This is a genomic window from Parasphingorhabdus sp. SCSIO 66989, from assembly GCF_032852305.1.
GTDB lineage: Bacteria > Pseudomonadota > Alphaproteobacteria > Sphingomonadales > Sphingomonadaceae > Alterisphingorhabdus > Alterisphingorhabdus coralli.
In genome coordinates this window covers 2,534,529-2,558,313 of sequence record NZ_CP136594.1, presented here as the reverse complement: position 1 = coordinate 2,558,313, position 23,785 = coordinate 2,534,529, and the positions used below count along the sequence as shown (strand labels likewise).

Genomic DNA, 23,785 nt, shown 5'->3' with positions numbered 1-23,785 from the left:
TCTGTTCTACAGGTGGTAGGAATATGGGTTCTGCAATAGATATCTTTTCCGGTGCGGGCGGACTTTCACTCGGACTGCAAAAAGCAGGTTGGGACGTTCAGGCGGCTATAGAGTTTGATCAAACAGCCTCTGAAACTCACAGGAAGAATATACCTGAATCTGAACACATTTGTGCTGATGTCAGAGATGTCGCATTTCGAAAATATTTTAACATCGATTTGATTGCCGGAGGCCCACCATGCCAGCCATTTTCAGTAAGTGGGAAAAGGCTTGGGCAATTCGATTTACGAGATATGGTTCCACAGTTTGTTCGTGCAGTCGCCGAAGCTAAGCCAAAGGCCTTCTTGATGGAAAATGTCGCTGGCTTAACTAACAGGCGTTTCAGATCCTATCTCGATGAAAAAATAAATGATTTACACTCCCTCGGCTACACTGTTTTTTCAAAGGTTCTGAATGCTGCCGACTATGGTGTTGCGCAGAAGAGAAAACGATTGATGCTTGTTGGCATAAGAAGCGATCAAGATGGAATATTCCATTTTCCTCAAGAAACTCATGGCGATGATGCTGACTTTCCTTTTTATACCACAAGTCAGTGCCTTAAAGATGTTCCCGATGATGTACCAAATAAAGCGAAGGTGGTTTTCTGCAAAAACCCAGTACTTCGTAAATCTCCTTATGCTGGGATGCTTTTTAACGGCAAGGGACGCCCACTAGAATCGGATGGTCTAGCGCATACGATTCCTGCTAGTGCAGGAGGAAATAGAACTCATATTCTCGACCCACTAAACCTGATTCCAGCATATCATGCTTGTCTTATGAAGGGAGAGAAACCAAGGACAGGTGAGTTGCAAGAAGTCCGTAGGATAACGGTGAGAGAGTCAGCCCGGATACAATCTTTTCCAGATAACTTTGAATTTGTGGGTCGACAGAGTTCCAGGTATTCCCAAGTTGGAAACGCAGTGCCTCCTAAACTTGCTTATGAGATGGGAAATGCCTTAGCTCAGTCTATCTTATAGTTGTTGTAGCAACAGCTTGCTATCTTCCGAGGCTCAGCAGCATGTCCTACACCTCCAATCCCTGATATCCTCGCCCAAGCTCTTTCATACTGTTGATCCGGTGCTGCGATTTTTCCGCCTTTGGGGGCAAAACTGTCACCCTGCGCTCTCACCGCGCGGCTTTGTGTTTATCCATTGTTTTCCAGTGGGGTAGCGATGTTGGACAGGCCTGATCCGGCCAAAAACCATGGGTGACAGACTGTCACTTGTGTCACTTAGGAGCGTGTCCTGAAGGGCGGGATACATTGTCATCGTGTCAGGAGGTGTGCTGGATAGGAGCGGCGTGCAGGATGGGCTGGTTGCCCATGCAAGCGACGTGACGACGCCAGCGCGCCTCCTGGCACGACCCCTGCGGGGCGGGCCGCTTTTGGCCCAGTGCTTCGTTGCTCGTCAGTCACTATGCTAGGGTCAGGACCCATTAATCGCATGGATCGAGATGGCGTGCTGCGGGATGAGCTGCAAGGAGAGGCGTGCAGCCAGGCAGTTATCCTGCCTGCAATCGCATCGACGCAGCAGATCGCCCGCAGCACGCCACCGCGCAGCGGCTTGGCCAGAAAAGGCCAACTCGTCGTCGCTCAATCGTCCCATAGAACCACTATGCTCCTCATTCGCTCCTATATCTGGCCTTTTCTGACCAAGTCTCGACCATGCGCTTAATGAGTCCTGACCCTCGGGCACGGCTCCTTCCTCGCGCCTCGCTCTGGGCCAAAATCGGCTCCGTGCCAACGCATCCCGCCCTTCAGGACACGCTCTGTGTAGGGTTTTCGCGCGGCGGCGCGGCGGCGCGGAGGGGAAGGCCGGGCGGCGAACGACCTGTCTCATAGGTGTGAACTTTGTGAACTTAAGGGCAGGCGCTATTGGGGCGTTATACCTATTATCGTCGGCCCCGGGCAGGCGGAGCCTAGGCTTTTTTGACTTACGCAAAGACGCGAAGGCGCAAAGAAGGTTACTATTTGCACGACCTCTTTGTGTCTTTGCGTCTTTGCGTGAAACCATAGCCCTGGCCCCGCCTGCGCGGGGCCGACGAGATAGCATAAGTCGTGATCCTAAACGCCTGCGGCGCTTGACAGTTGGGTAGGCCTCTCGACTTCGCTCGAGGCGAGCGGAGGGGTGGGGTGTCCTTCGTGCGCTTAAAAATCTTCGCGTCCTTCGCGAGAAACCGAGATCGGAGACGGCGCTTTCCACGGGCACGGCGCAAGTGGCGAACCCCACCCCGCTGCGACTAACCGCCTTCGCTGATGCTTTGCCGCTAAGTCTCACTGCCCCTCCCTCAAGGGGAGGGGAGATGGTTGCATTGTTAAGCGGAGCGGGCGCTCCCCTCGGCCGACCCCCTAAACCCGCCGAAATCCCGGGCGTTTGGCGGCGATTACCGGGCGGAAGCGGGTATAGACATGGTGTTCGTCCAGCGGTTTGAGCACGGTGTCGTCCCAGTTGCGGGCATTGGTGGCGCTGTCGTTTTTGGCGGCGAAGCTGGCCGGGTCGAGCGGTTCTTCGCTGCGCAGGCCAAAGGCGGTGCGGTTGCGCTCTTGCCGGGTCCAGCGGACCTCGGCGCTGACGCTCGCCCGGTCGTGCAGGCATAGCTGCACCGTGTCCCCGGCGCTCAGCTTGGCATCGGTGATGCCGCCCATGCCATGGGTTGAAACATTGCGGATATTGGCGTCGATCAGACCAAAGCGCGGATGATCGAGCCGTAGCCGCATCAGTCGAGAGCTGCGCGGTTCGGCCTGATTGCGCGCCTGTTGCTGCGCGCTATCCTCTGTCTGGCGATCGTCCGGACCGGGTGGCGAAGGGGCGGCGGGTGGTGTGGACGCGCCAAAGCCCAGAGCCCGGCCATGGGGCGGCTGATGCGGTGATGCAGATCGGGCGAAAACGCGCGACATGGGGGTCCTCAAGCAAGTGTCTTGCGACAATGTCCCCACATGTCTTGCGTCACGCTATAGCAGCGCGGTGTTAACAGGCGGTAAAGGCGGGGCGATTTCTTGCGGCGACGCCAAGGCGCGGTGTTTGACGCACAGGGTGCGGCGCGATAACAGCTTTTGGTGAAGGCGGCGCTGGGCGTTGCTGCACCCTTGGGGAGACTGTCCGAGTATGAGCGATGCCAAGATGATCTATGTCCTGAACGGGCCCAATCTCAATCTGCTCGGCCTGCGCGAGCCGGAGGTTTATGGCTCGGAAACGCTCGACGATATTGCCGCGATGCTGGAGGACAGGGCGGGCGAACTGGGGCTGGAGATTGACTTGCGCCAATCCAACCATGAGGGGCATTTGATCGACTGGCTGCATGAGGCGCAGGGGGCGGGGGCGAAGGCGGTGTTGCTCAATGCCGGGGCCTATACCCATACATCAATCGCGCTTTATGACGCGATCCGCGCGATTAATGTACCGGTGATTGAGGTGCATCTCTCCAACCCAGCGACGCGCGAGGATTTTCGCCATGTGAGCTGGGTAGGCCGCGCGGCACAGGCTTCGGTCTCCGGGCTGGGGGCAGGGTCTTATATGGCAGCGCTGGAAGCGGCGGCGAAGCTGTAGGATGGGTTCACGCGGAGACGCGGGGGCGCGGAGAATGTACAAACTCCCTTCGCCCTGAGCTTGTCGGAGTCGAAGACGGTGCGGAGCTCCACGGCCGTCCTTAACTTTTGGACAAGACAATACAGGGCTTCGACAAGCTCAGCCCGGACAGTCAAAAGAAAACTTCTCCGTGTCTCCGCGCCTCCGCGTGAGAATGTTTGGCAGGCGAATACCGCTTAGGACTTGTCATAACGGCTCCAAAGCGGGCATAGGCGATTGAAACATAACAGACGCACGGCAACGGACGGGCGCAAGCAGTTGAAGGGACAGGTATGGGCGACAATAGCAAGACGCGGGAAAATGACGGCATTCGCATCGATTCCGCCCTGGTGCGTGAGCTGGCCGAGCTGTTGGGGGAGACCGATCTCAGCGAGATTGAGGTCGAGGATGGCGATCGCAAAATCCGTGTTGCCCGCAATCTGACCGCAGCCCCGGTTGCAGCGGTTGCTGCCGCTCCAGCACCGATGGCTGCGCCTGCACCGGCAGCGGCTCCGGCGGCTGCAGCTGAGGCTGCCGCGCCCGCTGCTGACACCGCCAATGCGGTCAAGGCGCCGATGGTCGGCACCGCTTACCTCGCGCCATCGCCCGAGGCTGACCCATTTGTGCAGGTCGGCGACACGGTGAAGGAAGGCGATAATCTGCTGATCATCGAGGCGATGAAGGTGATGAACCCGATCACCGCTGATCGTTCGGGTACGGTGAAGGCGGTGCTGGTCGAGGACAGTCAGCCGGTGGAATTTGACCAGCCGCTGGTCGTGATCGCGTGAGGCGCTGAGCCATGGCTATCGAGAAAATCCTGATCGCCAATCGCGGCGAAATCGCGCTGCGCATCCACCGCGCGGCGCATGAAATGGGCATCAAGACGGTAGCGGTGCACTCCACCGCTGACGAAATGGCAATGCATGTGCGGCTGGCGGATGAGGCAATCTGTATCGGCCCGCCGCCAACGCGCGAGAGTTATCTCAACATCCCGGCGATCATCTCGGCAGCAGAAATCAGCCATGCCGATGCGATTCATCCGGGCTATGGCTTTCTGTCGGAAAACGCCAAATTTGCCGATATTGTTGAGGCGCATGATATCGCCTGGATCGGCCCCAAGCCTGAACATATCCGCACCATGGGTGACAAGGTGCAGGCGAAAAAGACCGCTGGTGAGCTGGGCCTACCGCTGGTGCCGGGCTCTGATGGTGCGTTGGATTCGCCCGAAGAGGCGCGCAAGCTGGCGGCGGAGATTGGCTATCCGGTGCTGATCAAGGCGGCATCGGGCGGCGGCGGTCGCGGGATGCAGGTGGTGGAGAGCGAAGACCAGCTTGAGGGCCTGATGCAGCAGGCATCGACCGAAGCGGCGGCAGCCTTTGGCGACCCGACCGTCTATATGGAAAAATATCTCGGCAATCCGCGCCATATCGAGTTTCAGGTCTTCGGCGATGGCGAGGGTAATGCAGTGCATCTGGGCGAGCGCGATTGCTCGCTGCAACGACGGCACCAAAAGGTGCTGGAAGAGGCACCGTCGCCGGTGATCACCGAGAAACAGCGCAGCGAGATGGGCGATATCATCGTCAAGGCCATGTCCGATATGGGCTATCGCGGTGCGGGGACGATCGAGTTCCTCTACGAGGATGGTGAGTTCTACTTTATCGAGATGAACACCCGGCTTCAGGTCGAGCATCCGGTGACCGAGGCGATTACCGGCATTGATCTGGTGCGCGAGCAGATCCGTATTGCCGCTGGTAAGCCATTGAGCTTCACCCAGGATGATGTGCAACTGCACGGCCATGCGATTGAATGCCGCATCAATGCCGAAGACCCGGAGACCTTTGCACCCTCACCGGGCAAGGTCACCGGCTATCATCCGCCAGGCGGTATGCATGTCCGTGTCGATAGCGGATTGTATCACGGTTATACCGTGCCGCCCTATTATGACAGCATGATCGCGAAATTGATCGTATATGGATCGAATCGTGATAAATGTATGATGCGATTGCGCCGTTCTTTGGAAGAATATGTCATTGAGGGGATGAAAACAACCATCCCTTTGCATCAGGCACTGCTTGATGACCCCGAATTCCAAGCGGGTGACTATACCATCAAATGGTTGGAGCAATGGCTCGAGAAGCGCCAAAACTAGCGCTTTGACGAGACAATTGAAAAGGCCCAGCGACCGATATGGAAGCTGGGCCCAAATGAACCATTTAAGATTCTATTTCGCAGGCTTAGTCCGAAATCGACTGTCCGTCCTCATTCGATCGTACGCTTGAAAAGTAATTATCAAGCCGCTTTTTGCCTTCTTGCGACAGTTCTACAAATACTCGGCGCAAGTCATGCTGATCACGCTTGCGTACAATCAAGTCATTCTTTTCAAGAATATTGAGCCAGCGCAGCGCTGTAGTTGAAGGTACGCAGGAAGCAATACATGCTGATGACACACTGACTTGGCGGTGCTCCAGCGATGCGACATAAAGATCCAACAAAATGTCCCAAGCTGGATCTGCAAACATGTCAGCATCAAAAAAACTAAAGCGACGATGGCGCGCTTTTATGATTTTCTTGATCTCTCTGACATAGGCTTCCGTATTATATGTCAAAGCCTGATTTGTATTCAGAGACTCTACGTTGGCATTGTAGGACTGAAGAGAACTTGATGACGATTTGTTGCTATCTATAAAATCAATGGACGATTGCAGCTGGTTTTTGAGTTTATCTATACTGTCAAGCAGAGCCGAAAGTTCGTTCTGTTTTTCACTGAGCTCATCCTGCTGCAGGTTGGGTATTGATCTTTTAAGCATATCACTATCCACTATTGGGTAATCAAAAGGCACTAAATTTGGTCTGATATGGTAATAGTCCAAAATCGTTTCAAATAATAGACCAATCTCGTAATATAATGATCCATTAAGGTTGTAAAATCGTGAAAATAGAACTTCGTTACTCGCGGAGGAAATTTCATTATTAATAATGCCGCATTAAGTTTCTTTGGTATCTATAGTTCACCCTCTTTATAAAGGCTGGCCTGTTTGCGGGTTGGGTTCAGTAAGTAAGCAAGAGGGGGAGGTCTCTCGTTTGGCTGGATCGATGTCTGATGGCATGCGTGTTTCAATCCTCCTATTGCCGTTAAATATGGTCTGACATCGCTGCGGATTTGTATCTGCGAAGCCGTGGCTTTACGGTCGTATATGATCCAGATTGAGCTCCTGCGCATTTGTCCTAAAGTCCCAGCCAATTCGGTTTTGCATTCGCTAACAAGGCAAATCGCGCAGACACGGTCGGGCTCCAATAACGTCGCAATGATCGTTCAGGTTGGAGAGCGATGCACTCATCTTAGGCCCAAAATTTAGTCAATAGTCTGCGGTTCAGAGCCCAAGCTTTCAGGATATTATACAGCAAAACGCCGTTAAGTTACATTTTGCTAGCTTGAAATTTACGTGGCAAAGTAGTGAATTTACATCACTTTATATTGCCGGAGCGCACAGTTCCGCGGTGCGCTATTTTATGAGTTTGGCGGCTCTCTGCTGCCATGCCGCCGCAAGCCGCGGGTGTGTTGCAAGCACCTGCAGGGCTTCTGGCTGCTCCTTATGTTTGCCACCTATCAGGACCGCGAAAAGGCGCTTGATGCTCCAATCCCCGTCACCTTGCTCTAACAGAACAAGGTCATCATCTGGATTAACATATCCGGGCGTGACCACGCGGGCATATAGCCCGCATCGTCCGCTTGCGATGATCGCAGCCATTATACCTTGCTTTCCTTTGACGCCGAAGCGGTGGTCCAGCTTCCAGCATGGCTGGCGTCCATGGCTTATCTCTATGACCGCTTCCCCGATGCCGAAGCGATCGCCCAGATATGCCTTGTCCTCCGTCAGTCCCTGGACAGTGATGTTTTCGCCAAACGCTGCTGGGCCATTCAGCAAGGAATGATCGCCCAATTGCTGCCGCCACCAAGCATAATGATCTTGGGGATAGAGATGGACCGCTTTGTCAGCGCCGCCATGATGAATCGGATCGGCGACTTCATCATCGGCAAAGCCTTCTGGCCCCAGCCATTGCGGCTCACGCACCGGCGTTTTCGCAATCGCGCTCAGGGTGCCGTCCGCACGAAATGGCCGAGCCTTGCCGACATTCAGACTAGTGATTGCAAATCTAGGTTGATGTAAAGGCATATCGATAGACAAAAGCTATTGGACTGTGGTGGTGAAATTTTGGACCGATATTCAGTTTCAGTGTTATTAACATGAACAGACGGCAACTTGATGGTTCAGTAAAACGACACTGCCACATTGCTAGAGAGATGTTAACAGTCGGTACCGAAAGGGCCGCGCTTAACAGGAGACAGATGATGAAACAGTTACGTATAGTCGCACTGCTTACCGCGACCTTCCTTTCACCGCTTTTGGCGGGACAGGCTGTGGCTGCGTCGAGCGTCAGCAATGCGCAAGGTCTCCAGACAGTCAGCATCCCGGCCTCTTCCCCTGCCGGGATGCTGATGCTTGATATGCAGGACCGCGCAGAATTTCAGCGTCGCCGAGGCGGTGGCGCACGAGCACGCGGTGGCCGCAGCGGCGCTCGTTCTCGGGGCGGTCGCAGCGGTGCACGTTCGCGTGGTGGTGGCGGCAGAAACAATTTTCGCGCCCGTGGTGGCGGTGGCCGCAATGCAACGCAGCGTCAAGCGAGGCGCGGCGACCGCAGTCGCGCTAGAGGCAATCGCAACGCCCGCCGTGACAATCGCTGGTCGGGTCGTGACTATCGGGGTGACGAGCGCCGGATACAGCGGATGGACCGTGTTGGCAGAGGCCAGCAGCGCCGCGGTTTCCGTCAGGACAGGCGGGGAGCACGGCAGGATCAACGCGGTGCGAGACAGGATCGGCGCGGAGCACGTCAGGATCAGCGCGGCTTTCGTCAGGATCGTCGAGGAGCGCGTCAGGATCGCCGCTTCCGCGATGGCGTAGATGTACGCGATTTCCGCCAGGGCCGCAGAGGCTTTCGCGGTGACCGTCGAGGGTTCCGTGGTGACCGTAGAGGCTTCCGCGGCGATCGTCGGGGTTTCCGGGGCGACCGTAGAGGTTTTCGAGGAGATCGCCGGGGCTTCCGGGGTGATCGTGGAGGACGCGCAGATCGTCGTGCGTTCCGTGCCGGGCGTCAGTTCCAGCGTGGGCGCGACTTTCAGCGTGGCCGTGATTTCCGCCGCGGTGCGCGGTGGAACCGTCGGGCATGGCGTGGCAACCCCCGGTTTAACTGGCGCGCGCATCGTCGCCTGAACCGGGGTCTGTTCCGGGCCGGGTTTTACCGTCCGCCCTTTGCCGGGTTTGGCTTCCGCCGGGTGAATGTCGGTTTCTTCCTGGGCGCACCATTCTTCGCGCAGCGGTTCTGGATCAATGATCCCTGGGCGTTCCGTCTGCCGCCGCCGCTCTTTGGTCAGCGCTGGGTGCGCTATTTTGACGACATGCTGCTCGTCGATATCCGCACCGGCATGGTGATCGACGTGATCCCCAATTTCTACTTCTGATTGCCAATCCCCTTCTGGCAACTATCCTCGCCCTCCAGTCCTACTGGGGGGCGCTTTTTTCTACCTGCGCCGCCTCTTCATCGGTTTCTGATGCCTGTGCAGCCTGACGCTCCCGTTCGAGTCGCGCGGCCTCGCGTGCTTTGGCTGCATATTCATGGTCAAATTCGGGCAGCTTGGAAAAATCGACGATATAGGCCGGTGGCTTTGGGCAGGGCGGGACGAAGCATAATCCACCTACCGTGGCCTTGCCCTTGAAGATTCCAGGTCCGGCAACATCGGGTGCTGGTGGCGGTCCTCCCATTGCGGCGCGGCTAGTGGTCGAGGGTGGCACACGATATTTTGCTCCGTCTTCAATTTGTGCGCATACCACCACCACATCATCATCCGGGTCCTGTTCGGGGCATTTGGGGCGAGGTTTGATCGCAGTTGTGCGCTGACGGGCGCGCTCAATCATCTCTTTAACGGTGAGCTCTGGCTTGTCGTCAGAATCGACCGTTTGCGCGGCATTTTGTGCAGTGGCTGGCAAGCTATCGAACAATAGCAACGCACCAAGCAGCACAAGTCCTATTCTGGCCGAATAGCGCGGCCTTTTCATCTGCACGAGACACTCTGGCCGGACGCATATGTCACTCCACTGACCCGACAAAATGGCATAGTTGGCCCTCGGTTCTCGACAAGCGTGATTGGCTTACCTATGGGGCGAAGACGGCAGCAATATGACGCTGCCACAATAGCACCGATATGGGGGAGAATAGCAGCATGAATGACAGCGTGGCTGAGCAACCATTGGACAATCTGAGTCGCGTGCTGGTGCTGGAAATGGTCCGTGTGACCGAGGCGGCGGCGATTGCCGCATCGAAGCTGATTGGCCGGGGTGATGAAAAGGCTGCCGATGCTGCTGCTGTCGAGGCGATGCGCTCTGCACTCAACCAGCTCTATATCGATGGCACTGTTGTGATCGGCGAGGGTGAGCGCGACGAAGCGCCGATGCTCTATATCGGTGAGAAGGTCGGACTGCAGACCAATAAAGCGCCGAAGATCGATATCGCGCTTGATCCGCTGGAGGGCACTACCATCACTGCCAAGGCGGGACCCAATGCGCTGGCCGTATTGGCCATTGCCGATAAGGGCAATCTGCTTAACGCCCCAGATGTCTATATGCAGAAACTGGCTGTAGGGCCGGGCTATTCTGAAGATGTCATCGACCTTGACGCCAGCGCCAGTGAGAATGTCCGTGCGGTTGCCAAGGAAAAGGGCGTTGACCCCAGCGAGATCAATGTTTGCGTCCTCGACCGCCCGCGCCATAGCGCCCTTATCTCTGAATTGCGCGCACTGGGTTGTGGCATCATGCTGATTCCCGATGGTGATGTCGCCGGGGTTATCGCCACTACCAATGAAGACACCACCATTGACATGTATATGGGCGAGGGTGGCGCGCCTGAAGGCGTATTGGCAGCGGCCGCGCTACGCTGCGTCGGCGGTCAGTTTCAGGGGCGTCTGGTCTTCCGCAATGACGATGAACGCTCTCGTGCGCGCAAATGGGGCATTGAAGATCTGGACCGCATATACAAGCTCAACGACCTTGCCAAAGGTGATGTCATCTTCGCTGCTACAGGCGTCACCGATGGCTCGCTGCTCGAAGGCGTCAAACGCCTGCGTGGCGGCATTATGACCACCGAAAGCGTGGTCATGCGCGCATCATCAGGTACAGTACGCTGGGTGAAAGGTGAGCATCGGGTTTAATCCGGCAAATCGCGCTGGATTTGTGCTGTCGGGCCATCTGTGCTAAAATGTACACATGTGCTTATAAAGGATGCCTATGCCCAGTACAACCATGACCATCCGCGTTCCCGATGAGCTTCATGAAAGGTTGATGCGGCTCACCAAGGCGACGCAACGCAGCCGTTCCTGGCTCGCTGCTGATGCTGTTGCGCGTTATGTTGATCGCGAATTGGCGATTATCGAAGGCATTGAGCAGGGCATTGAGGACACGCAATCAGGCCGCATTATCGACCATGATGCAGCGATGGATGATCTTCAGCGGATAGTTGACGAGGCGCGGCAGGAGCAGGCGATACGCAAATGAGACGCGTCGTCTGGTCGCAGGCGGCACTGGCCGATATGCGCGATCAATTGCATTACATCGCAGCCGAGGACCCGGAGGCAGCCCAACGCGTAGTTTCGGCATTGCGTGAAACAGGAAATGCGCTGGCAGAATTCGCTACCGGCCATCCAGGCCGGGTAGCGGGGACATATGAAAAATCGGTGCGCGGTCTGCCTTATATCATCGCCTATGCTTTGAGCGATGATGACCGTACGCTATCTATCTTGCGGGTCATCCATAGCGCGCGAGATTGGCAACCGGAGGACTGGCCGGAATAGGCTCGTTTTTGGAAACACCAGGTGCGAAGGGAAAAAGCAGCAAGTCGTGCGCTGACTAAAACACCCCCATCTCAAGACCATTGGCCAATGCTGCGCCCATGTCTTCGGCGGCATCGCGTTGGGCTTGGGGAATCGTTTTGGGTGCAAGAATTTCCTCTGCTGTTTGCGCCTGGGTGTTGACGATCATGCTGTCCATCACCCGTTTCAGCCGCCAGCCTGTGGCGATGCGTTCGAGCTGTTTCCTGGCGTTCTCACCATCCGAACCGGCGGCGATTATTGCGGCATAGGGGCGGCCTTCTATGCGCCCGAGCAGCGGATAATAATGGCTGTCAAAAAACTCCTTCATACCCCCGGCGATAGCGGCGAGGTTTTCGGGGCAGGCAAAGATATAGCCATCGGTCTCCAGCATCAGATCGACATTGGCATCGCTGGCCTCAACCAGATGGGTCAACACCCCTCCAGCGCTCAATGCGCCCTGATAAGCAGCCTCCGCCAGCGCCTTCGCGGCTCCGGTGCGGCTGAACCATATGATCGCCAGTGTCCGCTGCATTATGGCTTTACCTTGTTCATCAAGCGTTGTTTTGCCTTATGCCAAGGCGCTTGTCGATGCTCATGACCAACGCCATAAGTCCGCCGATGCAAAACATATTTCGATTTTCCAGATATCTGACAACGCTCATAATATGCATGGCGCTGTCCGGATGCGTCACCTTTTCCGAAGCTCGCTGGCAGGATTATGCCGGTGATGGCCGGTGCGCTGAGCAACAGACGTTCGAGGACGATCAGCAGTCCGCCATGCCGATTTTCTTTGTTACCACCCGTCTGCCCGATTGCCGCAGCCAGCCTTATCAACTGACTATCCAGCGCGGAGATCGCATCCGCTATGGCCGGGTGGGCGCCAAAGGAACCAGCAAGAAGCCGACCGAGCCCGTCTTCGCGTTTCAGGCGCGCGAGCTATGGCTTGATAGTGTTGCTGCTGCTGCTCGCAAGGCTGATGGTAAGGTCGTCGTCTATATGCATGGCTATAATAATGGCTTCCACCATGTCGCGATGCAGACCGAGCAGATACGCCACCATTCGGGATTTGGCGGACCGGTGATCAGCTACAATTGGCCCAGCCATGCCAGCGGCGCGCGGTACGCCGTAGATCAAGTCAATCAGATTTGGGATTTGCCCTATTTTATCTCTGAGCTGGTCACGCTGTCGGCGCGACCCGAGATTTCCGAGATTATATTGGTTGCTCACAGCATGGGCACGCGCAGCGGTCTGGCCGCGCTTGCCGGGATGGACAGCAAACATCCGGCGGCAGCGGCGAAGCTGAAGAACATCATCCTCGTTTCAGGTGATGCGGATCGCCAGATTTTTGAGCGTGAAGCGCGTGACCATTTGCTGACTCAGGACAAGGTTGCGGCGGGTCGGCGTATCACGCTGTTTGTTTCTGACGAAGACAATGCCGTGCGCGCATCGCGTTTTCTTCACGGCTATGATCGGCTGGGCTATACTGGCTGCGTCGATCCGCTGGCGACGCCGCCATGCTATGCCAGACCTGAACGCGATGGCCGACCAATTGATGGATTGAGGATTGTCGATACCAGTGCGGTCAGTCAGGATTTCGCCGGGCATAAGGACTTTATCGACAGCCCGATTGGCCGCCAGTTTTTCTGTGAGGTGTTGTTGACTGATATGCGGGCGGCACCCACTGTCTATAGCATCACCGTGGCGACGCCGAACAATGCACCCGCCGCCTGCGCAGATAGCGATATGGTCGAGCTATGACCGATCTGGTGCAGTTGCTGCGAGACGTTCGCGCCTGTCAGCTTTGCCAGCAACTGCCCTTGGGACCGCAACCTTTGCTTCAAGCGGGCCCAAAAGCGCGGATACTGATTGCCGGACAGGCGCCGGGACGCAAGACGCATAAGGCGGCAAAACCCTTTTATGATGCCAGCGGCGAGCGACTGCGCGATTGGCTGGGTGTGAGCGAAGCGCAGTTTTATAATCCGGACATATTTGCGATCCTGCCCATGGCCTTTTGTTTTCCGGGATCCGGCAGAAGTGGTGACGCACCTCCGCCGCCTATATGTGCCGAGACGTGGAGGGAGCCTTTACTCAAAGAGCTGCCGAATATCGCACTGACGATAGTTCTGGGCCGCTATGCCATTGGTTATCATCTTCCGGACGATAAGAAGACGCCGATAGATGCCTTGTCGCGCTGCTGGCTGGATGATGGCGGCGACACGCTGGTGCTGCCGCATCCCAGCGGGCGCAACAATATCTGGCTGGCGAAAAATCCCTGGTTTGCGGCTGAACTTGTGCCGAAGCTGCGGGAGTGTGTGGCGGAGGTGATAAGAACTTATCCTCCTCCCCTTCAGGGGAGGGGCTAGGGGAGGGGGATACTCACTTGCGCGGTGCTGGCGGGTAGCCCCCTCTCCCAACCCTCTCCCCTGAAGGGGAGAGGGCTATATGCTCTGTGGATGACCCCAAATTTCCGCTTCGTCGATCCCGGACCCCATGGCAATATAGCTGCATGAGCGATACACTCGACGACACGACGCAAAGCTACGCCCTCGGTATCAGCCAGTCCTTTTCCGGCCAGCCATGGCGCTGGCGCGGGGGACAGGGGGATTATCGCGAAGGCCTGAAGCCCGATGATCTGGTGACGCAATTGCTGCTGACCCGCGGCGTGGCGCGTGATGATGTGCAGCGCCAGCAACAGCCGACGTTACGCAGTTTCATGCCCGACCCGTCGATCTTCCGTGATATGGACCGCGCTGCCGAGCGGCTGGCCGAGGCGGTGATTGCTGGTGAAACGGTCACCATTTTCGGCGACTATGATGTCGATGGTGCGACCAGCTCGGCGTTGCTGATCCTTTTGCTGCGCGATCTGGGGCTGGAGGCAGGCGCCTATATCCCTGATCGGTTGATGGAGGGCTATGGCCCGTCTGGCGAGGCGCTGGTCAAGCTCGCCGAACAGGGCTCAACGCTGATCGTCACCGTCGATTGCGGCGCAATGGCGTTCGATGCGCTGGCCATGGCCCATGAGGCCGGTGTCGATGTGATGGTGGTCGATCACCATAAATGCGCGCCTGAATTGCCGCGCTGTTTCGCTCTGGTGAACCCCAATCGGCAGGATGAAGATGATGATGCCGCAGCACATGGCCATCTTGCCGCGGTTGGTATGGCGTTTCTGCTCGGTGCAGCACTGGTGCGGACATTGCGCGGGCGCGGCTATTTTGAAGGGCGTGATGAGCCCGATCTGATGGCACTGCTCGATCTGGTGGCGCTGGGCACGGTTGCCGATGTAGCGCAGTTGCGGGGCCTCAACCGCGCCTTTGTCGCGCAGGGGCTTAAGGTGATGGCGCGGCGGCAGAATGTTGGCATGGACGCGCTGATCCGCGCCAGCCGTCTGACCCGGGATCCGATCTGTTCAGACCTTGGTTTTGCGCTAGGGCCGCGCATCAATGCCGGTGGACGGGTTGGTAAATCCGATCTTGGTGTGCGGTTGCTGACGACTCAGGATGTGATTGAAGCTGAAAGCATTGCGGCAGAGCTGAATCACTTCAATGAGGAGCGCCGCGCTATCGAAGCCGCAGTGCAGGAAGAGGCCGAGGCCCAACTCGATGCGCAGGCGTACCGGGCAGTGGTCGTCGTCGCAGGCAAAGGCTGGCATCCCGGCGTCATCGGCATAGTAGCCGGGCGGCTCAAGGAACGCACCGGGCGACCGACTATCGTTATCGCTCTGGATGATGAAGGCGTCGGCAAGGGCTCGGGCCGTTCGATCAGCGGTGTTGATTTGGGCGCAGCGATTATCGCCGCGCGCGAGCAGGACTTGCTGGTTGCAGGCGGCGGGCACGCCATGGCAGCGGGGCTGACCATAGATGCCGACAAGATTGATGCCTTCCGCGATTTTCTGTGCGAGCGGCTGGAGCGCGATGTCGAGCAATCACGCGCCGACCGGGCGCTACTTGTCGATGGCGTTTTTGCCCCCGGCGGCCTCACCACCGATCTGGTCACGCTGATGGATGGTGCCGGTCCCTATGGCATGGGCTGGCCGGGGCCGCGGGTGGTCATCGGCCCGGCGCGCGCGATCAAGGTGGATATTGTCGGCACCAATCATGTCCGCATCATAGCTGCCGGCGATGATGGCAAATCGGTCAAGACCATCGCCTTTCGCAGCGCTGATACGCCGTTGGGTCAGGCACTGCTCAGCCTGCGCAAGGATCAGCGCATCTGGCTCGCGGGCCGGGCAAAGATCGACGAATGGAATGGCCGCAACAGCGTAGAAATGATTATCGATGATGCGGCAATGGCCTGAGCACCGATGATTTTTGCCTTTGTGGCAAAGAATCTTATGCTACAGCCAATTGCAGGCTTGACCGCACTGGATCAAAACCCTAAGTGCGGCAACTCGCTGCCACGGCATGCATGTGGCCCCTTCGTCTAGCGGTTAGGACGCGGCCCTTTCACGGCTGAAACACGGGTTCGATTCCCGTAGGGGTCACCACCTCATATGCGTTGGTGCGTTGTTTAATTGGAGACATGAATTGCTGGAACAAAAGACCATATCGGGTCTGCGACATATCGCTTTCCAGTTTCTGCCCTAAGCATATCTTCCATGCTGCGGCCGAGACGGATCTCGACGGTCGTACACCCCTAAAACCCTAATCAGGAAACCATGCGGGCTTTGCGCTGCCGTAGCAACGGCTGTGCCTGTCCCGCCGGGGATATGTGGAATATCATGAACGAATATCAGATGGTGAAGGCCATGCTGCTTCATATGGGGCGGGGGCTGGACAAGGATGCGCCGCTGGCAAAGGCGCTGAAAGAGTGGATGCTCAACAATCAGGGATGGTTGAAACTGGGTATCGACAAAAGAACAAAGGGCTGGAGCCGTTTGATTGCGGCTGCCGAGGAATGGCGGGTGCCTGATGTGCAGGTTCCTTATGTCATCGAACTGGCCAATGGCATTGGCGATATTTTGGAACTGGATCAGGCCAATCGCACGCTTTTGGCTTATCTGGTTGCCTGTGATCGCCTGCAGCATGTCAGTGCACTTGCAAGCATAGCATCGCGCAATGGCGGTGATTTACCGGCAATGCTGGGCGTGCTGTCTGGCGCGGATGTGCAGGATGCGTTGCGCTTTGTGCGGCGCAGCCCTGTGCTGCGGCTGGGGTTGATTGACTTTCGCTCCAACCATCTTGGCGAGACCGAGATCCGCGTGCGTTGGACGCTTGAGCGGCTGCTTGATCGTGCGCCTTCATTGGGCAGTGAGCTGAAACAGGCGCTTATCGGCCCGACCAGCGAAACCAGCCTGACCATGGCAGACTTTGCCGAGGTTGAGGATGCCGCGCATATGGCGCAGCTCCTGGCGGGCGCCGCTCGCGACCAGGCTGAAGGCATTAACATCCTGATTTATGGTCCGCCTGGCACCGGCAAGACCGAGCTGGCCAAGGTGCTAAGCGCCGAGGCGGGACTGTCGCTGCATGCCATTGGCGAGGTTGATGAGGATGGTGAAGAGCCGGAGCGTTATGACCGGGTCAACGCCATGGTGCTGGCGCAGCGCGTGTTGCGCGGCAAGCGCGACTCTGTGCTGATGTTCGACGAGATGGAGGACTTTATTGGCGATACCCGTCCGGGACCGGGTGACTGGATGAGTGGCCGCCCAGGCAGCAAGGTCTTTGCCAACCGGATGCTCGAAGGCAATGCGGTGCCGGTCATCTGGATCACCAATGCCATTGGCAATGTCGATGATGCGATCATCCGGCGGATGACCTATGTGCGGCGGCTGGACTATCCTTCCCGAGAGGCTGGCCAGCGCATTGCGCGGCGTATCTGTCAGGATGAACGCGTATTGCTGACCGAACAGACCGGGGCCTTGATTGATGCAGCAGCAGAGACGACGACGGTTATGCGCAATGCCGCACGGGCTGCGCGACTAACTGGAGATGCGCAGGCGATGGACCGCACAGCAACCTCGCTGGTGAAGACATTGCGGCGTGGTGCCTTGCCGCATCCAAAACCGCTATCAGTCGATATGGCGCTGTATAACAGCGATCCCGCCCTGGCTCCGCTGATCGACAAAATGGCCATTCAGAAGCTGGATGATGTGTCGCTGATGCTGAGCGGCCCTCCGGGCACCGGCAAGACCGCCTTGGCGCATCATTTTGCGCGGCGGATGGACAAGCCTTTGCTGGAACGGCGGGCTTCAGACCTGTTGTCAAAATGGGTTGGCGAGACCGAGCAGAATATTGCGGCGGTGTTCGCCGAGGCACGGACGCGCCAGGGGGTGCTGTTCCTTGACGAGGCGGATTCGCTGCTCTTTGATCGCGGCACTGCGCGGAACAATTGGGAAGTCGGACAGGTCAATGAGTTTCTGTCCTGGCTTGATCGCCATGACCAGCCGGTTCTGGCGGCGACCAACCATGCCTCGCGGCTTGACCCGGCTATGGTACGACGGTTTGACTTCAAGATTGATCTCAAGCCGTTGGACCGTGAAGGACTGGATTACGCTTTTCGCCTGTTCTTCGAAGAGGATGCTCCAGCGGAGATTGCCGAGTTGCGCAATCTGACTCCAGGCGATTTTGCCGTCGTGAAGAAGCAAATGCGTTTGCAGGAAGACGTTTCTAAAGGCGCAATTTTGGAGGCGCTGCGTAAAGAAAGCGTGCTTAAGCCAGAGGGCAGTGGGAAGATCGGCTTTTGATTGCTCACCAATCATAGCCGCCCTTGCGGTTATGTATCGGTTTCTATACTCTTTTCTGTGTAAGGCTAAGGCTACACAGTGAAGGGTATAGAGCGCCACAGTGAATCGGTTCGACAGAAAGCTGATGGATATCTGGATGCGCTGGGGCAAGAAGGTGTTGCCCTTTGCCGATGCCGCCAGTGATGATCTTCCTTTGTCCCGGCTGTTGCGGCTTTCGCTTATCCAGTTTTCGGTCGGTATCTCGCTGACGTTGCTGGTCGGCACGCTTAACCGGGTAATGATTGTCGAGCTGGAAGTGGCTTCGACGATTGTTGGCGTGATGCTGGCGCTGCCCCTGCTGTTCGCGCCGTTCCGGGCGCTGATTGGCTTTCGCTCCGATGTGCACCAGTCGGCGCTGGGCTGGCGGCGGGTGCCCTATATTTATCGCGGTACGATGCTGCAATTTGGCGGGCTGGCGGTGATGCCTTTTGCGCTGTTGGTGCTGGCGGGAGAGCTGCAATCGGCGGATTGGCCGGTCTGGTTCGGGCAGGGCAGTGCGGCCATTGCGATATTGCTGGTCGGCGCGGGCGTGCATATCACCCAGACGGTCGGCCTCGCTTTGGCGACCGATCTGGCGCGTGAGGATCAGCAGGCGAATGTCGTCGGCCTGATGTATGTCAGCCTTTTGGTCGGATCGATCGTCGCTGCGCTCGCGTTTGGTGCGTTCCTAGCTGACTTTACGCCGGGTCGGTTGATACAGGTGATTCAGGCCTGTGCGGTGATTACCATAGCGCTGAACTTTGTCGCCACCTGGAAGCAGGAAGCGCGGACGCCTGCGCATCTGATGAAGGAAGCGCCACCGCCGCCGCCGACTTTCAAGCAAAGCTGGGACATGTTCATCGTCCAGGGCTATGCGATGCGTCGGTTGATTATCATCGGTTTTGGCACATTGGCGTTCACCATGTCGGATGTGCTGCTCGAGCCTTATGGCGGGCAGGTGCTGGGCATGGGAGTGGGCACCACCACCAAGCTGACTGCGATTTTCGCCGGGGGCAGTCTTGTCGGTTTTGCCATGGCCTCGCAAATTCTCAGCCGCGGTGGCGATCCGATGACGATGACCGCTACGGGCGCGTTGATGGGGCTGCCCGGATTTGCATTGGTTATTGCTGCGGCTCCGTCGCAGGCGGCGCAGCTCTTCTCGGTAGGGGTATTGCTGATTGGCTGTGGTGCCGGACTATTCGGCCATGGCACGCTGACAGCTACCATGCGCCACGCACCCAAGGGTCAGGTAGGCATGGCACTGGGCGCATGGGGCGCGGTGCAGGCAACCGCTGCGGGTGTAGGCGCTGCGCTTGGCGGGGTGTTGCGCGATGTTGGTCGCGATATCATTCTGTCGGAGGCTTGGCCGCCCGTCACCAACGGTTATATCATTGTCTATGCGTTGGAGATCATCTTGCTGATTATCGCCTTGGCCATCATGGTGCCATTGCTGAGGCGCACACCGGCCAAGGCAGAGATTGCGCAGCCGTGATAAACTCTGAGTAGCACAATCTATGCTGAGCGCTTGCCTTGCTAGTCAGGCTAGGAAAGCAATGGGAACGAAATGCTAAAGGCCTGAGCGCAAACCGGGCAGGACACCCTTCTTCGGGGCCATTGCAGATACAAAAAGGACCCGGTCATATCGACCGAGCCCTCAAATTTGTGGTAATCCGATCAGAGACCGAAGCCTCAAATCGTAGATTACAGTGATGGCCTATTCGGCAGCGGCTGGTTCTGCTGGCGCTGCGGCTGCACTTCCCTGGAAGAAATCAGCAAACCATGTCGTGTTTGTCAGGATCGAATAGTGGACGCTGAGAGACGTCAACACCATGATCACAAACAGCAATGGCAGCAAGACATTCGGACTCACATAGAGGAACATACGACCTTCATTCATTGCTCAGTCTCCCTTATTGCAGCCACGGCGTCAGTGCGAACGCCAAAACATGGGCAAAAACAGAAATAGCGGCGAAAATGCGGGTTCCCCATTTAAGCCCGTCATTAATCTCAATCGCCTCGGCCTCGGTGAGGCCGGTTGGATAAACCTTGGTATCAGCTTCAGTCATATAGCGTTTCCTCTTCTCCGATTATGGCATGTCACGAAAATGAGGCTGTAAGCCGGAATCTCATGCCAAGCAGACGCCAACGGGAATTAAACTTCCTCTCATTGTCCACACCGAAGTGCGGAGGGGGCGCAAAATGTGCATCGGGCCGATCACTAGTAGCTCTATGCAGTGTCAATATTCCAGTTTGGAACGGAGTTGTCAAACTTTATTAACACTATCATGTGTCAACATTAATTGACACTAGTCATAGAGCAGCTATTGGGTCATGTTATTCACAATCACCTAAGTCTGTTTAACGTTATATTATAGTATCTTAAGGCAGGTTTCTCTTCAAGGTTAGAACACGGCATGGTCGCCGCGTTCTGCCTCGGCTTCACCCCTGACAAGCTGTTGATAATAGTCGAAAAGGGTCTCGCTGCCATATTCGGGTGTCGCATCAGCATCATATTCACCCGTTTCCGGGTTCAGCACCAGCATTGATTCGGTTGCATAATAGCGCCCGATGCGGGCTAGTTCGGCTTTGTCTCTGGCTGCGGGAATGATCCAGCCAAGCATTTTTAGTATGCCGATGATAACGCTCATCATCGCGGGAGGCACACGGCTATATTTGGGTTCCTTGCCGAGCAGTGCAAGCAGCTTCTCGCCCTGTTGCAAAGGTGTGATTGCCGGGCCGGGGCCGCCGATTGGCAAGATGCGGTTATGTAGCGCCGGATCATCGAGACAATCCGCCAGATAGTTGCCGAGGTCATTGTCGCTGATGGGTTTGCAGGCAGTCAGTTCACCATCGCCGAACAGTAAGAAGGGTTTGCCCGCTTTTACCCGGTCTAGCTGACCTGATAGCGATTTGAAGAAAGCGGTGGGGCGGACGATGGACCAAGTCATGCCCGATTCCATCAACGCTTTTTCAAAGGCCAGCTTGGCATGCTGAAAGGCAAGCAGTGGTTTCTGGACGCAAATGGCGGAGAGTAGCACCATATGCTTCACGCCGGCCTGCTGCGCCGCCTCCAGTGCGTACAGATGCGCCTGATGGTCAATCGCCCACGCATCCTTTGGCGCGCCCGTGCGCGAGGCGAGGCACGAGACCAGCACATCGAATGCCTCGCCGCAAAAGCCGTCTTTCTGCCAGGATTGTGGATCGGCGAGATCGCCAAAGCGCAGCGCTGCGCCCGCCAGTTCTGGTGGTATGCCGGCGTCGGTTGCGCCATCGCGTTTGCGCAGGAAGCAGGTGACATCATGCCCGCGTTCCATCAGCACGCGCACCGTTGCGCGGCCTATGGTGCCGGTGCCGCCCAGCATCATCACTCTTTTGGGGGTAGTGGAACCAGACTCAGCTTTGGCCGTTACAGGATCGGGCATGGCGCTAACTCTAGCACGACGCGCCATAATCAAAAGCCCGAACATGGCGCCTGAATTTGCTTGTTGGCGCATTTATCGGCATCATCGTAACTCAGGTTCATGGGGGGACAGCATGAGCGATCGGCCAAGCCGACCAAAAACCGCAAATGATCATCCATTGCGCCAATGGGCCGTGGATGAGATGAATTTGCGGCGCTTTGCTCCTGTCCCCGAAGATTGCCAAATCTATCAATATGTTCTGCTGGTAGATGCCGCGCAGCGACAGCCAGAAGACCAGTATCTTATCAATGACCGGCCCGATTTTGCCGAATGGCATCTCAGCCCGCGCAGCGCCACCGCGCATACCGCCAATGGCGTGCATTTTCTGTGGGAGCGGCATACCGAGGCCAGCACCATCACCCTGATATTGCCCGCCAATATGCCGGCAAAGCTGGCAGACCCCTATCTTTATTGGCTGGCAAACTGGCCGGGGGCGATTTTGCGGGCGACGCGGGTGCGTGTGGTGCCGAGCCAGAAAGAGGTTGATGCCAATCTCGACGCCATGGGCATGGCCGGGGTGGATATGGTGTGCTGCGATGTCAATGGCGTGCTGCGCATCTGGTCGGACTTTGGCATCCATAATGACGGATTTGGTCGTTTGCTGGTGCTGGCAGGGGATGTGTCAGACAATGAGCGTGGCCGCATCATTCAGCGGGTTCAGGAATTGGGTAATTATCGCAATATGGCGCTGATGGGTTTCCCGACGGTGCAGGAATATGGGCCGCAGGTCGATGAGCTGGAGAAACAGCTTTCGCTTCACGCCGAGCAGGTAGCCATCGCCACAGATGAGGACAATGATGATGCGCTGCTGCAGCAATTGGCCGATATCTCCTCTCGGCTTGAGTTGATCCGCTCCGCGACCGGCTTTCGCCTCAGTGCAACCGCTGCCTATTCCGAAGTCGCATCGGATCGGTTGCAGGCGCTGGAGATCACGCCGGTTGCGGGCTATCAGACATTAACCGAGTTTACCGAGCGGCGACTGGTTCCCGCAACGCGAACCTGCGCCACCTTTCAGGCGCGGCTGACTCGCATTGCCGAGCGTATCTCACGGGTGATGCACACGCTTGATGTACGGATTGATACCCGGATCAAGGCGCAGAACCTCAGCCTGACTCAATCGATGGAACGCTCGACTTTGCTGCAGCTGCGGTTGCAGACTCTGGTGGAGGGTCTGTCGGTGATCGCCGCCGCCTATTATCTGGTCGGATTGATCGGATATATGGTCAAAGGCGTATCGGCTTTGCAAAAGGGATATTGGCCCGAAATCATCATGGGTGCCGTTACGGTTCCGGTGATTTTGATCATATGGCTGTTTGTACACCATCTTCGGGGCAAAGTTCTGCAGGAAACAGAGTCTAAAAAAGAATAAATGTCATAGGCTTAACTGCGATATAGCATGCGGGCGATTATGCCCTTTAATTGCGTATGGAACTAATATAGTCTTAAACGGTTGATTATCGTATCAATACAAAACGATGGATGGGAGAAGACATGGTCAAGTTGAAGGAATTAGCTGGCGTGGTCGCCCTGTCGGCTCTGGTAGCTGCCTGTGGCGGCGGCGCCGAGAGTGAGGCTCCGGCAGAAGAAGCACCCGCAGAAGCAGAAGCTCCGGCGGAAGAAGCCGCTCCTGCTGAAGAAGAAGCCCCCGCCGAGGAAGAAGCTGCTGCTGAAGGGGAAGGTGGCACGGATTTCGCCAGCCTGACTGGTGATGCGGCTGCGGGTAAAGTCGTATTCAGCCAGTGCCGCACCTGTCACGAGGTGAAGGAAGGTGTGAACAAGGTAGGCCCATCGCTGGCAGGAATTGTTGGACGTAACGCTGGTTCGGTTGAAGGCTTCAGCTATTCCGATGCCAATGCCAATAGCGGTATCACCTGGACCGAAGATGTTCTGTTTGAGTACCTCAAAGACCCGCGCGGCTATCTGCCGGGCACCAAGATGATTTTTAACGGCCTGCCAAAAGATCAGGACCGTGCGAACGTGATTGCATATCTCAAAGATCCTAGCTGATCTGACGAGATAGCGAATGAATAAAAAGGGCCGGATTGTTCCGGCCCTTTTTTTGGCTTTTTGCAGAGGAGGCGTCATCAACTGGACGACGGCTCCCTTT

At 56.8% G+C, this 23,785-nt stretch carries 23 protein-coding genes and 1 tRNA gene; 16 read left to right on the top strand and 8 right to left on the bottom strand.

Annotated features, from left to right (window positions below; all coding sequences use genetic code 11):
• Positions 1–23 precede the first annotated feature (23 nt).
• The gene (locus RB602_RS12030) at positions 24–1,016 is read left to right on the top strand and encodes a DNA cytosine methyltransferase (RefSeq protein ID WP_317080827.1); all 993 of its coding nucleotides are present in this window, start codon (positions 24–26) and stop codon (positions 1,014–1,016) included.
• A gap of 1,370 nt (positions 1,017–2,386) precedes the next feature.
• Here RB602_RS12030 and RB602_RS12025 read toward each other — a convergent pair.
• On the bottom strand, positions 2,387–2,935 hold the full coding sequence (locus RB602_RS12025; protein WP_317080826.1) for a PilZ domain-containing protein: 549 nt from the start codon (positions 2,933–2,935) through the stop codon (positions 2,387–2,389).
• Between the two features lie 208 nt (positions 2,936–3,143).
• Between RB602_RS12025 and aroQ the strand changes: the two genes are divergently transcribed.
• The 3 genes from aroQ to accC all read left to right on the top strand — a co-directional run bounded on the left by aroQ (position 3,144) and on the right by accC (position 5,751).
• Positions 3,144–3,584: a type II 3-dehydroquinate dehydratase gene (gene aroQ / locus RB602_RS12020; protein WP_317080825.1), complete on the top strand. Its 441-nt coding sequence runs from the start codon at positions 3,144–3,146 to the stop codon at positions 3,582–3,584.
• Positions 3,585–3,895: 311 nt separating this feature from the next.
• Positions 3,896–4,390, top strand: a complete 495-nt coding sequence (accB, locus tag RB602_RS12015; protein WP_317080824.1) for an acetyl-CoA carboxylase biotin carboxyl carrier protein — start codon at positions 3,896–3,898, stop codon at positions 4,388–4,390.
• 11 nt (positions 4,391–4,401) lie between these two features.
• A complete protein-coding gene (gene accC, locus RB602_RS12010; RefSeq protein ID WP_317080823.1) occupies positions 4,402–5,751 on the top strand; it encodes an acetyl-CoA carboxylase biotin carboxylase subunit in 1,350 nt (449 codons plus the stop codon).
• An 85-nt stretch (positions 5,752–5,836) separates the two neighbouring features.
• On the opposite strand, the gene RB602_RS12005 is transcribed toward accC, so the two are convergent.
• Both RB602_RS12005 and RB602_RS12000 read right to left on the bottom strand, forming a co-directional pair.
• Positions 5,837–6,409, bottom strand: coding sequence for a transcriptional regulator, SarA/Rot family (locus RB602_RS12005; protein ID WP_317080822.1), 573 nt, complete (start codon positions 6,407–6,409; stop codon positions 5,837–5,839).
• Between the two features lie 696 nt (positions 6,410–7,105).
• A complete protein-coding gene (locus RB602_RS12000) occupies positions 7,106–7,789 on the bottom strand; it encodes an MOSC domain-containing protein (protein ID WP_317080821.1) in 684 nt (227 codons plus the stop codon).
• Between the two features lie 161 nt (positions 7,790–7,950).
• Here RB602_RS12000 and RB602_RS11995 point away from each other — a divergent pair, with 161 nt between their 5' ends.
• Positions 7,951–9,120: an RcnB family protein gene (locus RB602_RS11995; RefSeq protein ID WP_317080820.1), complete on the top strand. Its 1,170-nt coding sequence runs from the start codon at positions 7,951–7,953 to the stop codon at positions 9,118–9,120.
• A gap of 40 nt (positions 9,121–9,160) precedes the next feature.
• On the opposite strand, the gene RB602_RS11990 is transcribed toward RB602_RS11995, so the two are convergent.
• Entirely contained in the window at positions 9,161–9,721 is a 561-nt protein-coding gene (locus RB602_RS11990) for a hypothetical protein (RefSeq protein ID WP_317080819.1), read from the bottom strand.
• A gap of 158 nt (positions 9,722–9,879) precedes the next feature.
• Between RB602_RS11990 and glpX the strand changes: the two genes are divergently transcribed.
• The 3 genes from glpX to RB602_RS11975 all read left to right on the top strand — a co-directional run bounded on the left by glpX (position 9,880) and on the right by RB602_RS11975 (position 11,502).
• Complete coding sequence (glpX, locus tag RB602_RS11985; protein WP_317080818.1) at positions 9,880–10,863, top strand: class II fructose-bisphosphatase; 984 nt, start codon at positions 9,880–9,882, stop codon at positions 10,861–10,863.
• 76 nt (positions 10,864–10,939) lie between these two features.
• Complete coding sequence (locus RB602_RS11980; RefSeq protein WP_317080817.1) at positions 10,940–11,206, top strand: CopG family ribbon-helix-helix protein; 267 nt, start codon at positions 10,940–10,942, stop codon at positions 11,204–11,206.
• Positions 11,203–11,502, top strand: a complete 300-nt coding sequence (locus tag RB602_RS11975) for a type II toxin-antitoxin system RelE/ParE family toxin (RefSeq protein WP_317080816.1) — start codon at positions 11,203–11,205, stop codon at positions 11,500–11,502. Before RB602_RS11980 ends, RB602_RS11975 begins: the two co-directional genes overlap by 4 nt.
• A gap of 55 nt (positions 11,503–11,557) precedes the next feature.
• Here RB602_RS11975 and RB602_RS11970 read toward each other — a convergent pair whose 3' ends face one another.
• A complete protein-coding gene (locus RB602_RS11970; protein ID WP_317080815.1) occupies positions 11,558–12,052 on the bottom strand; it encodes an NAD(P)H-dependent oxidoreductase in 495 nt (164 codons plus the stop codon).
• A 137-nt stretch (positions 12,053–12,189) separates the two neighbouring features.
• On the opposite strand from RB602_RS11970, the gene RB602_RS11965 reads away from it, so the two are divergent.
• The 6 genes from RB602_RS11965 (at position 12,190) to RB602_RS11940 (ending at position 19,709) form a co-directional block, all read left to right on the top strand.
• Positions 12,190–13,278: an alpha/beta hydrolase gene (locus tag RB602_RS11965; RefSeq protein WP_317080813.1), complete on the top strand. Its 1,089-nt coding sequence runs from the start codon at positions 12,190–12,192 to the stop codon at positions 13,276–13,278.
• On the top strand, positions 13,275–13,883 hold the full coding sequence (locus RB602_RS11960; RefSeq protein ID WP_317080812.1) for a uracil-DNA glycosylase family protein: 609 nt from the start codon (positions 13,275–13,277) through the stop codon (positions 13,881–13,883). Before RB602_RS11965 ends, RB602_RS11960 begins: the two co-directional genes overlap by 4 nt.
• Positions 13,884–14,026: 143 nt before the next feature.
• Entirely contained in the window at positions 14,027–15,814 is a 1,788-nt protein-coding gene (gene recJ / locus RB602_RS11955; protein ID WP_317080811.1) for a single-stranded-DNA-specific exonuclease RecJ, read from the top strand.
• 114 nt (positions 15,815–15,928) lie between these two features.
• Positions 15,929–16,003: transfer RNA gene (locus RB602_RS11950), tRNA-Glu, on the top strand.
• A 234-nt stretch (positions 16,004–16,237) separates the two neighbouring features.
• Entirely contained in the window at positions 16,238–18,199 is a 1,962-nt protein-coding gene (locus RB602_RS11945) for an AAA family ATPase (protein ID WP_317080810.1), read from the top strand.
• 100 nt (positions 18,200–18,299) lie between these two features.
• Positions 18,300–19,709: a PucC family protein gene (locus RB602_RS11940; RefSeq protein WP_317080809.1), complete on the top strand. Its 1,410-nt coding sequence runs from the start codon at positions 18,300–18,302 to the stop codon at positions 19,707–19,709.
• A gap of 222 nt (positions 19,710–19,931) precedes the next feature.
• On the opposite strand, the gene RB602_RS11935 is transcribed toward RB602_RS11940, so the two are convergent.
• The 3 genes from RB602_RS11935 to RB602_RS11925 form a co-directional block, all read right to left on the bottom strand.
• The gene (locus RB602_RS11935) at positions 19,932–20,114 is read right to left on the bottom strand and encodes a light-harvesting protein (RefSeq protein ID WP_317080808.1); all 183 of its coding nucleotides are present in this window, start codon (positions 20,112–20,114) and stop codon (positions 19,932–19,934) included.
• A gap of 13 nt (positions 20,115–20,127) precedes the next feature.
• Complete coding sequence (locus RB602_RS11930) at positions 20,128–20,283, bottom strand: light-harvesting protein (protein WP_317080807.1); 156 nt, start codon at positions 20,281–20,283, stop codon at positions 20,128–20,130.
• 336 nt (positions 20,284–20,619) lie between these two features.
• Positions 20,620–21,711: an NAD(P)H-binding protein gene (locus RB602_RS11925; RefSeq protein ID WP_317080806.1), complete on the bottom strand. Its 1,092-nt coding sequence runs from the start codon at positions 21,709–21,711 to the stop codon at positions 20,620–20,622.
• 40 nt (positions 21,712–21,751) lie between these two features.
• On the opposite strand from RB602_RS11925, the gene RB602_RS11920 reads away from it, so the two are divergent.
• Both RB602_RS11920 and RB602_RS11915 read left to right on the top strand, forming a co-directional pair.
• Positions 21,752–23,047, top strand: a complete 1,296-nt coding sequence (locus RB602_RS11920; protein WP_317080804.1) for a DUF3422 family protein — start codon at positions 21,752–21,754, stop codon at positions 23,045–23,047.
• Between the two features lie 122 nt (positions 23,048–23,169).
• The gene (locus RB602_RS11915; protein ID WP_317080803.1) at positions 23,170–23,685 is read left to right on the top strand and encodes a c-type cytochrome; all 516 of its coding nucleotides are present in this window, start codon (positions 23,170–23,172) and stop codon (positions 23,683–23,685) included.
• Positions 23,686–23,785: the final 100 nt, after the last annotated feature.

Excerpts from the sequence above, each read along its gene's own strand:
- recJ (WP_317080811.1), top strand. The coding sequence starts at position 14,027 with ATGAGCGATACACTCGACGACACGACGCAAAGCTACGCCCTCGGTATC.
- RB602_RS11925 (WP_317080806.1), bottom strand. The coding sequence starts at position 21,711 with ATGCGCCAACAAGCAAATTCAGGCGCCATGTTCGGGCTTTTGATTATG.
- accC (WP_317080823.1), top strand. The coding sequence starts at position 4,402 with ATGGCTATCGAGAAAATCCTGATCGCCAATCGCGGCGAAATCGCGCTG.
- RB602_RS11915 (WP_317080803.1), top strand. The coding sequence starts at position 23,170 with ATGGTCAAGTTGAAGGAATTAGCTGGCGTGGTCGCCCTGTCGGCTCTG.
- RB602_RS12005 (WP_317080822.1), bottom strand. The coding sequence starts at position 6,409 with ATGCTTAAAAGATCAATACCCAACCTGCAGCAGGATGAGCTCAGTGAA.
- RB602_RS11930 (WP_317080807.1), bottom strand. The coding sequence starts at position 20,283 with ATGACTGAAGCTGATACCAAGGTTTATCCAACCGGCCTCACCGAGGCC.
- accB (WP_317080824.1), top strand. The coding sequence starts at position 3,896 with ATGGGCGACAATAGCAAGACGCGGGAAAATGACGGCATTCGCATCGAT.
- RB602_RS11960 (WP_317080812.1), top strand. The coding sequence starts at position 13,275 with ATGACCGATCTGGTGCAGTTGCTGCGAGACGTTCGCGCCTGTCAGCTT.
- RB602_RS11945 (WP_317080810.1), top strand. The coding sequence starts at position 16,238 with ATGAACGAATATCAGATGGTGAAGGCCATGCTGCTTCATATGGGGCGG.
- RB602_RS11975 (WP_317080816.1), top strand. The coding sequence starts at position 11,203 with ATGAGACGCGTCGTCTGGTCGCAGGCGGCACTGGCCGATATGCGCGAT.
- RB602_RS11995 (WP_317080820.1), top strand. The coding sequence starts at position 7,951 with ATGATGAAACAGTTACGTATAGTCGCACTGCTTACCGCGACCTTCCTT.
- RB602_RS12030 (WP_317080827.1), top strand. The coding sequence starts at position 24 with ATGGGTTCTGCAATAGATATCTTTTCCGGTGCGGGCGGACTTTCACTC.
- RB602_RS12025 (WP_317080826.1), bottom strand. The coding sequence starts at position 2,935 with ATGTCGCGCGTTTTCGCCCGATCTGCATCACCGCATCAGCCGCCCCAT.
- RB602_RS11920 (WP_317080804.1), top strand. The coding sequence starts at position 21,752 with ATGAGCGATCGGCCAAGCCGACCAAAAACCGCAAATGATCATCCATTG.
- RB602_RS11970 (WP_317080815.1), bottom strand. The coding sequence starts at position 12,052 with ATGCAGCGGACACTGGCGATCATATGGTTCAGCCGCACCGGAGCCGCG.
- aroQ (WP_317080825.1), top strand. The coding sequence starts at position 3,144 with ATGAGCGATGCCAAGATGATCTATGTCCTGAACGGGCCCAATCTCAAT.
- glpX (WP_317080818.1), top strand. The coding sequence starts at position 9,880 with ATGAATGACAGCGTGGCTGAGCAACCATTGGACAATCTGAGTCGCGTG.
- RB602_RS11965 (WP_317080813.1), top strand. The coding sequence starts at position 12,190 with ATGGCGCTGTCCGGATGCGTCACCTTTTCCGAAGCTCGCTGGCAGGAT.
- RB602_RS11935 (WP_317080808.1), bottom strand. The coding sequence starts at position 20,114 with ATGAATGAAGGTCGTATGTTCCTCTATGTGAGTCCGAATGTCTTGCTG.
- RB602_RS11980 (WP_317080817.1), top strand. The coding sequence starts at position 10,940 with ATGCCCAGTACAACCATGACCATCCGCGTTCCCGATGAGCTTCATGAA.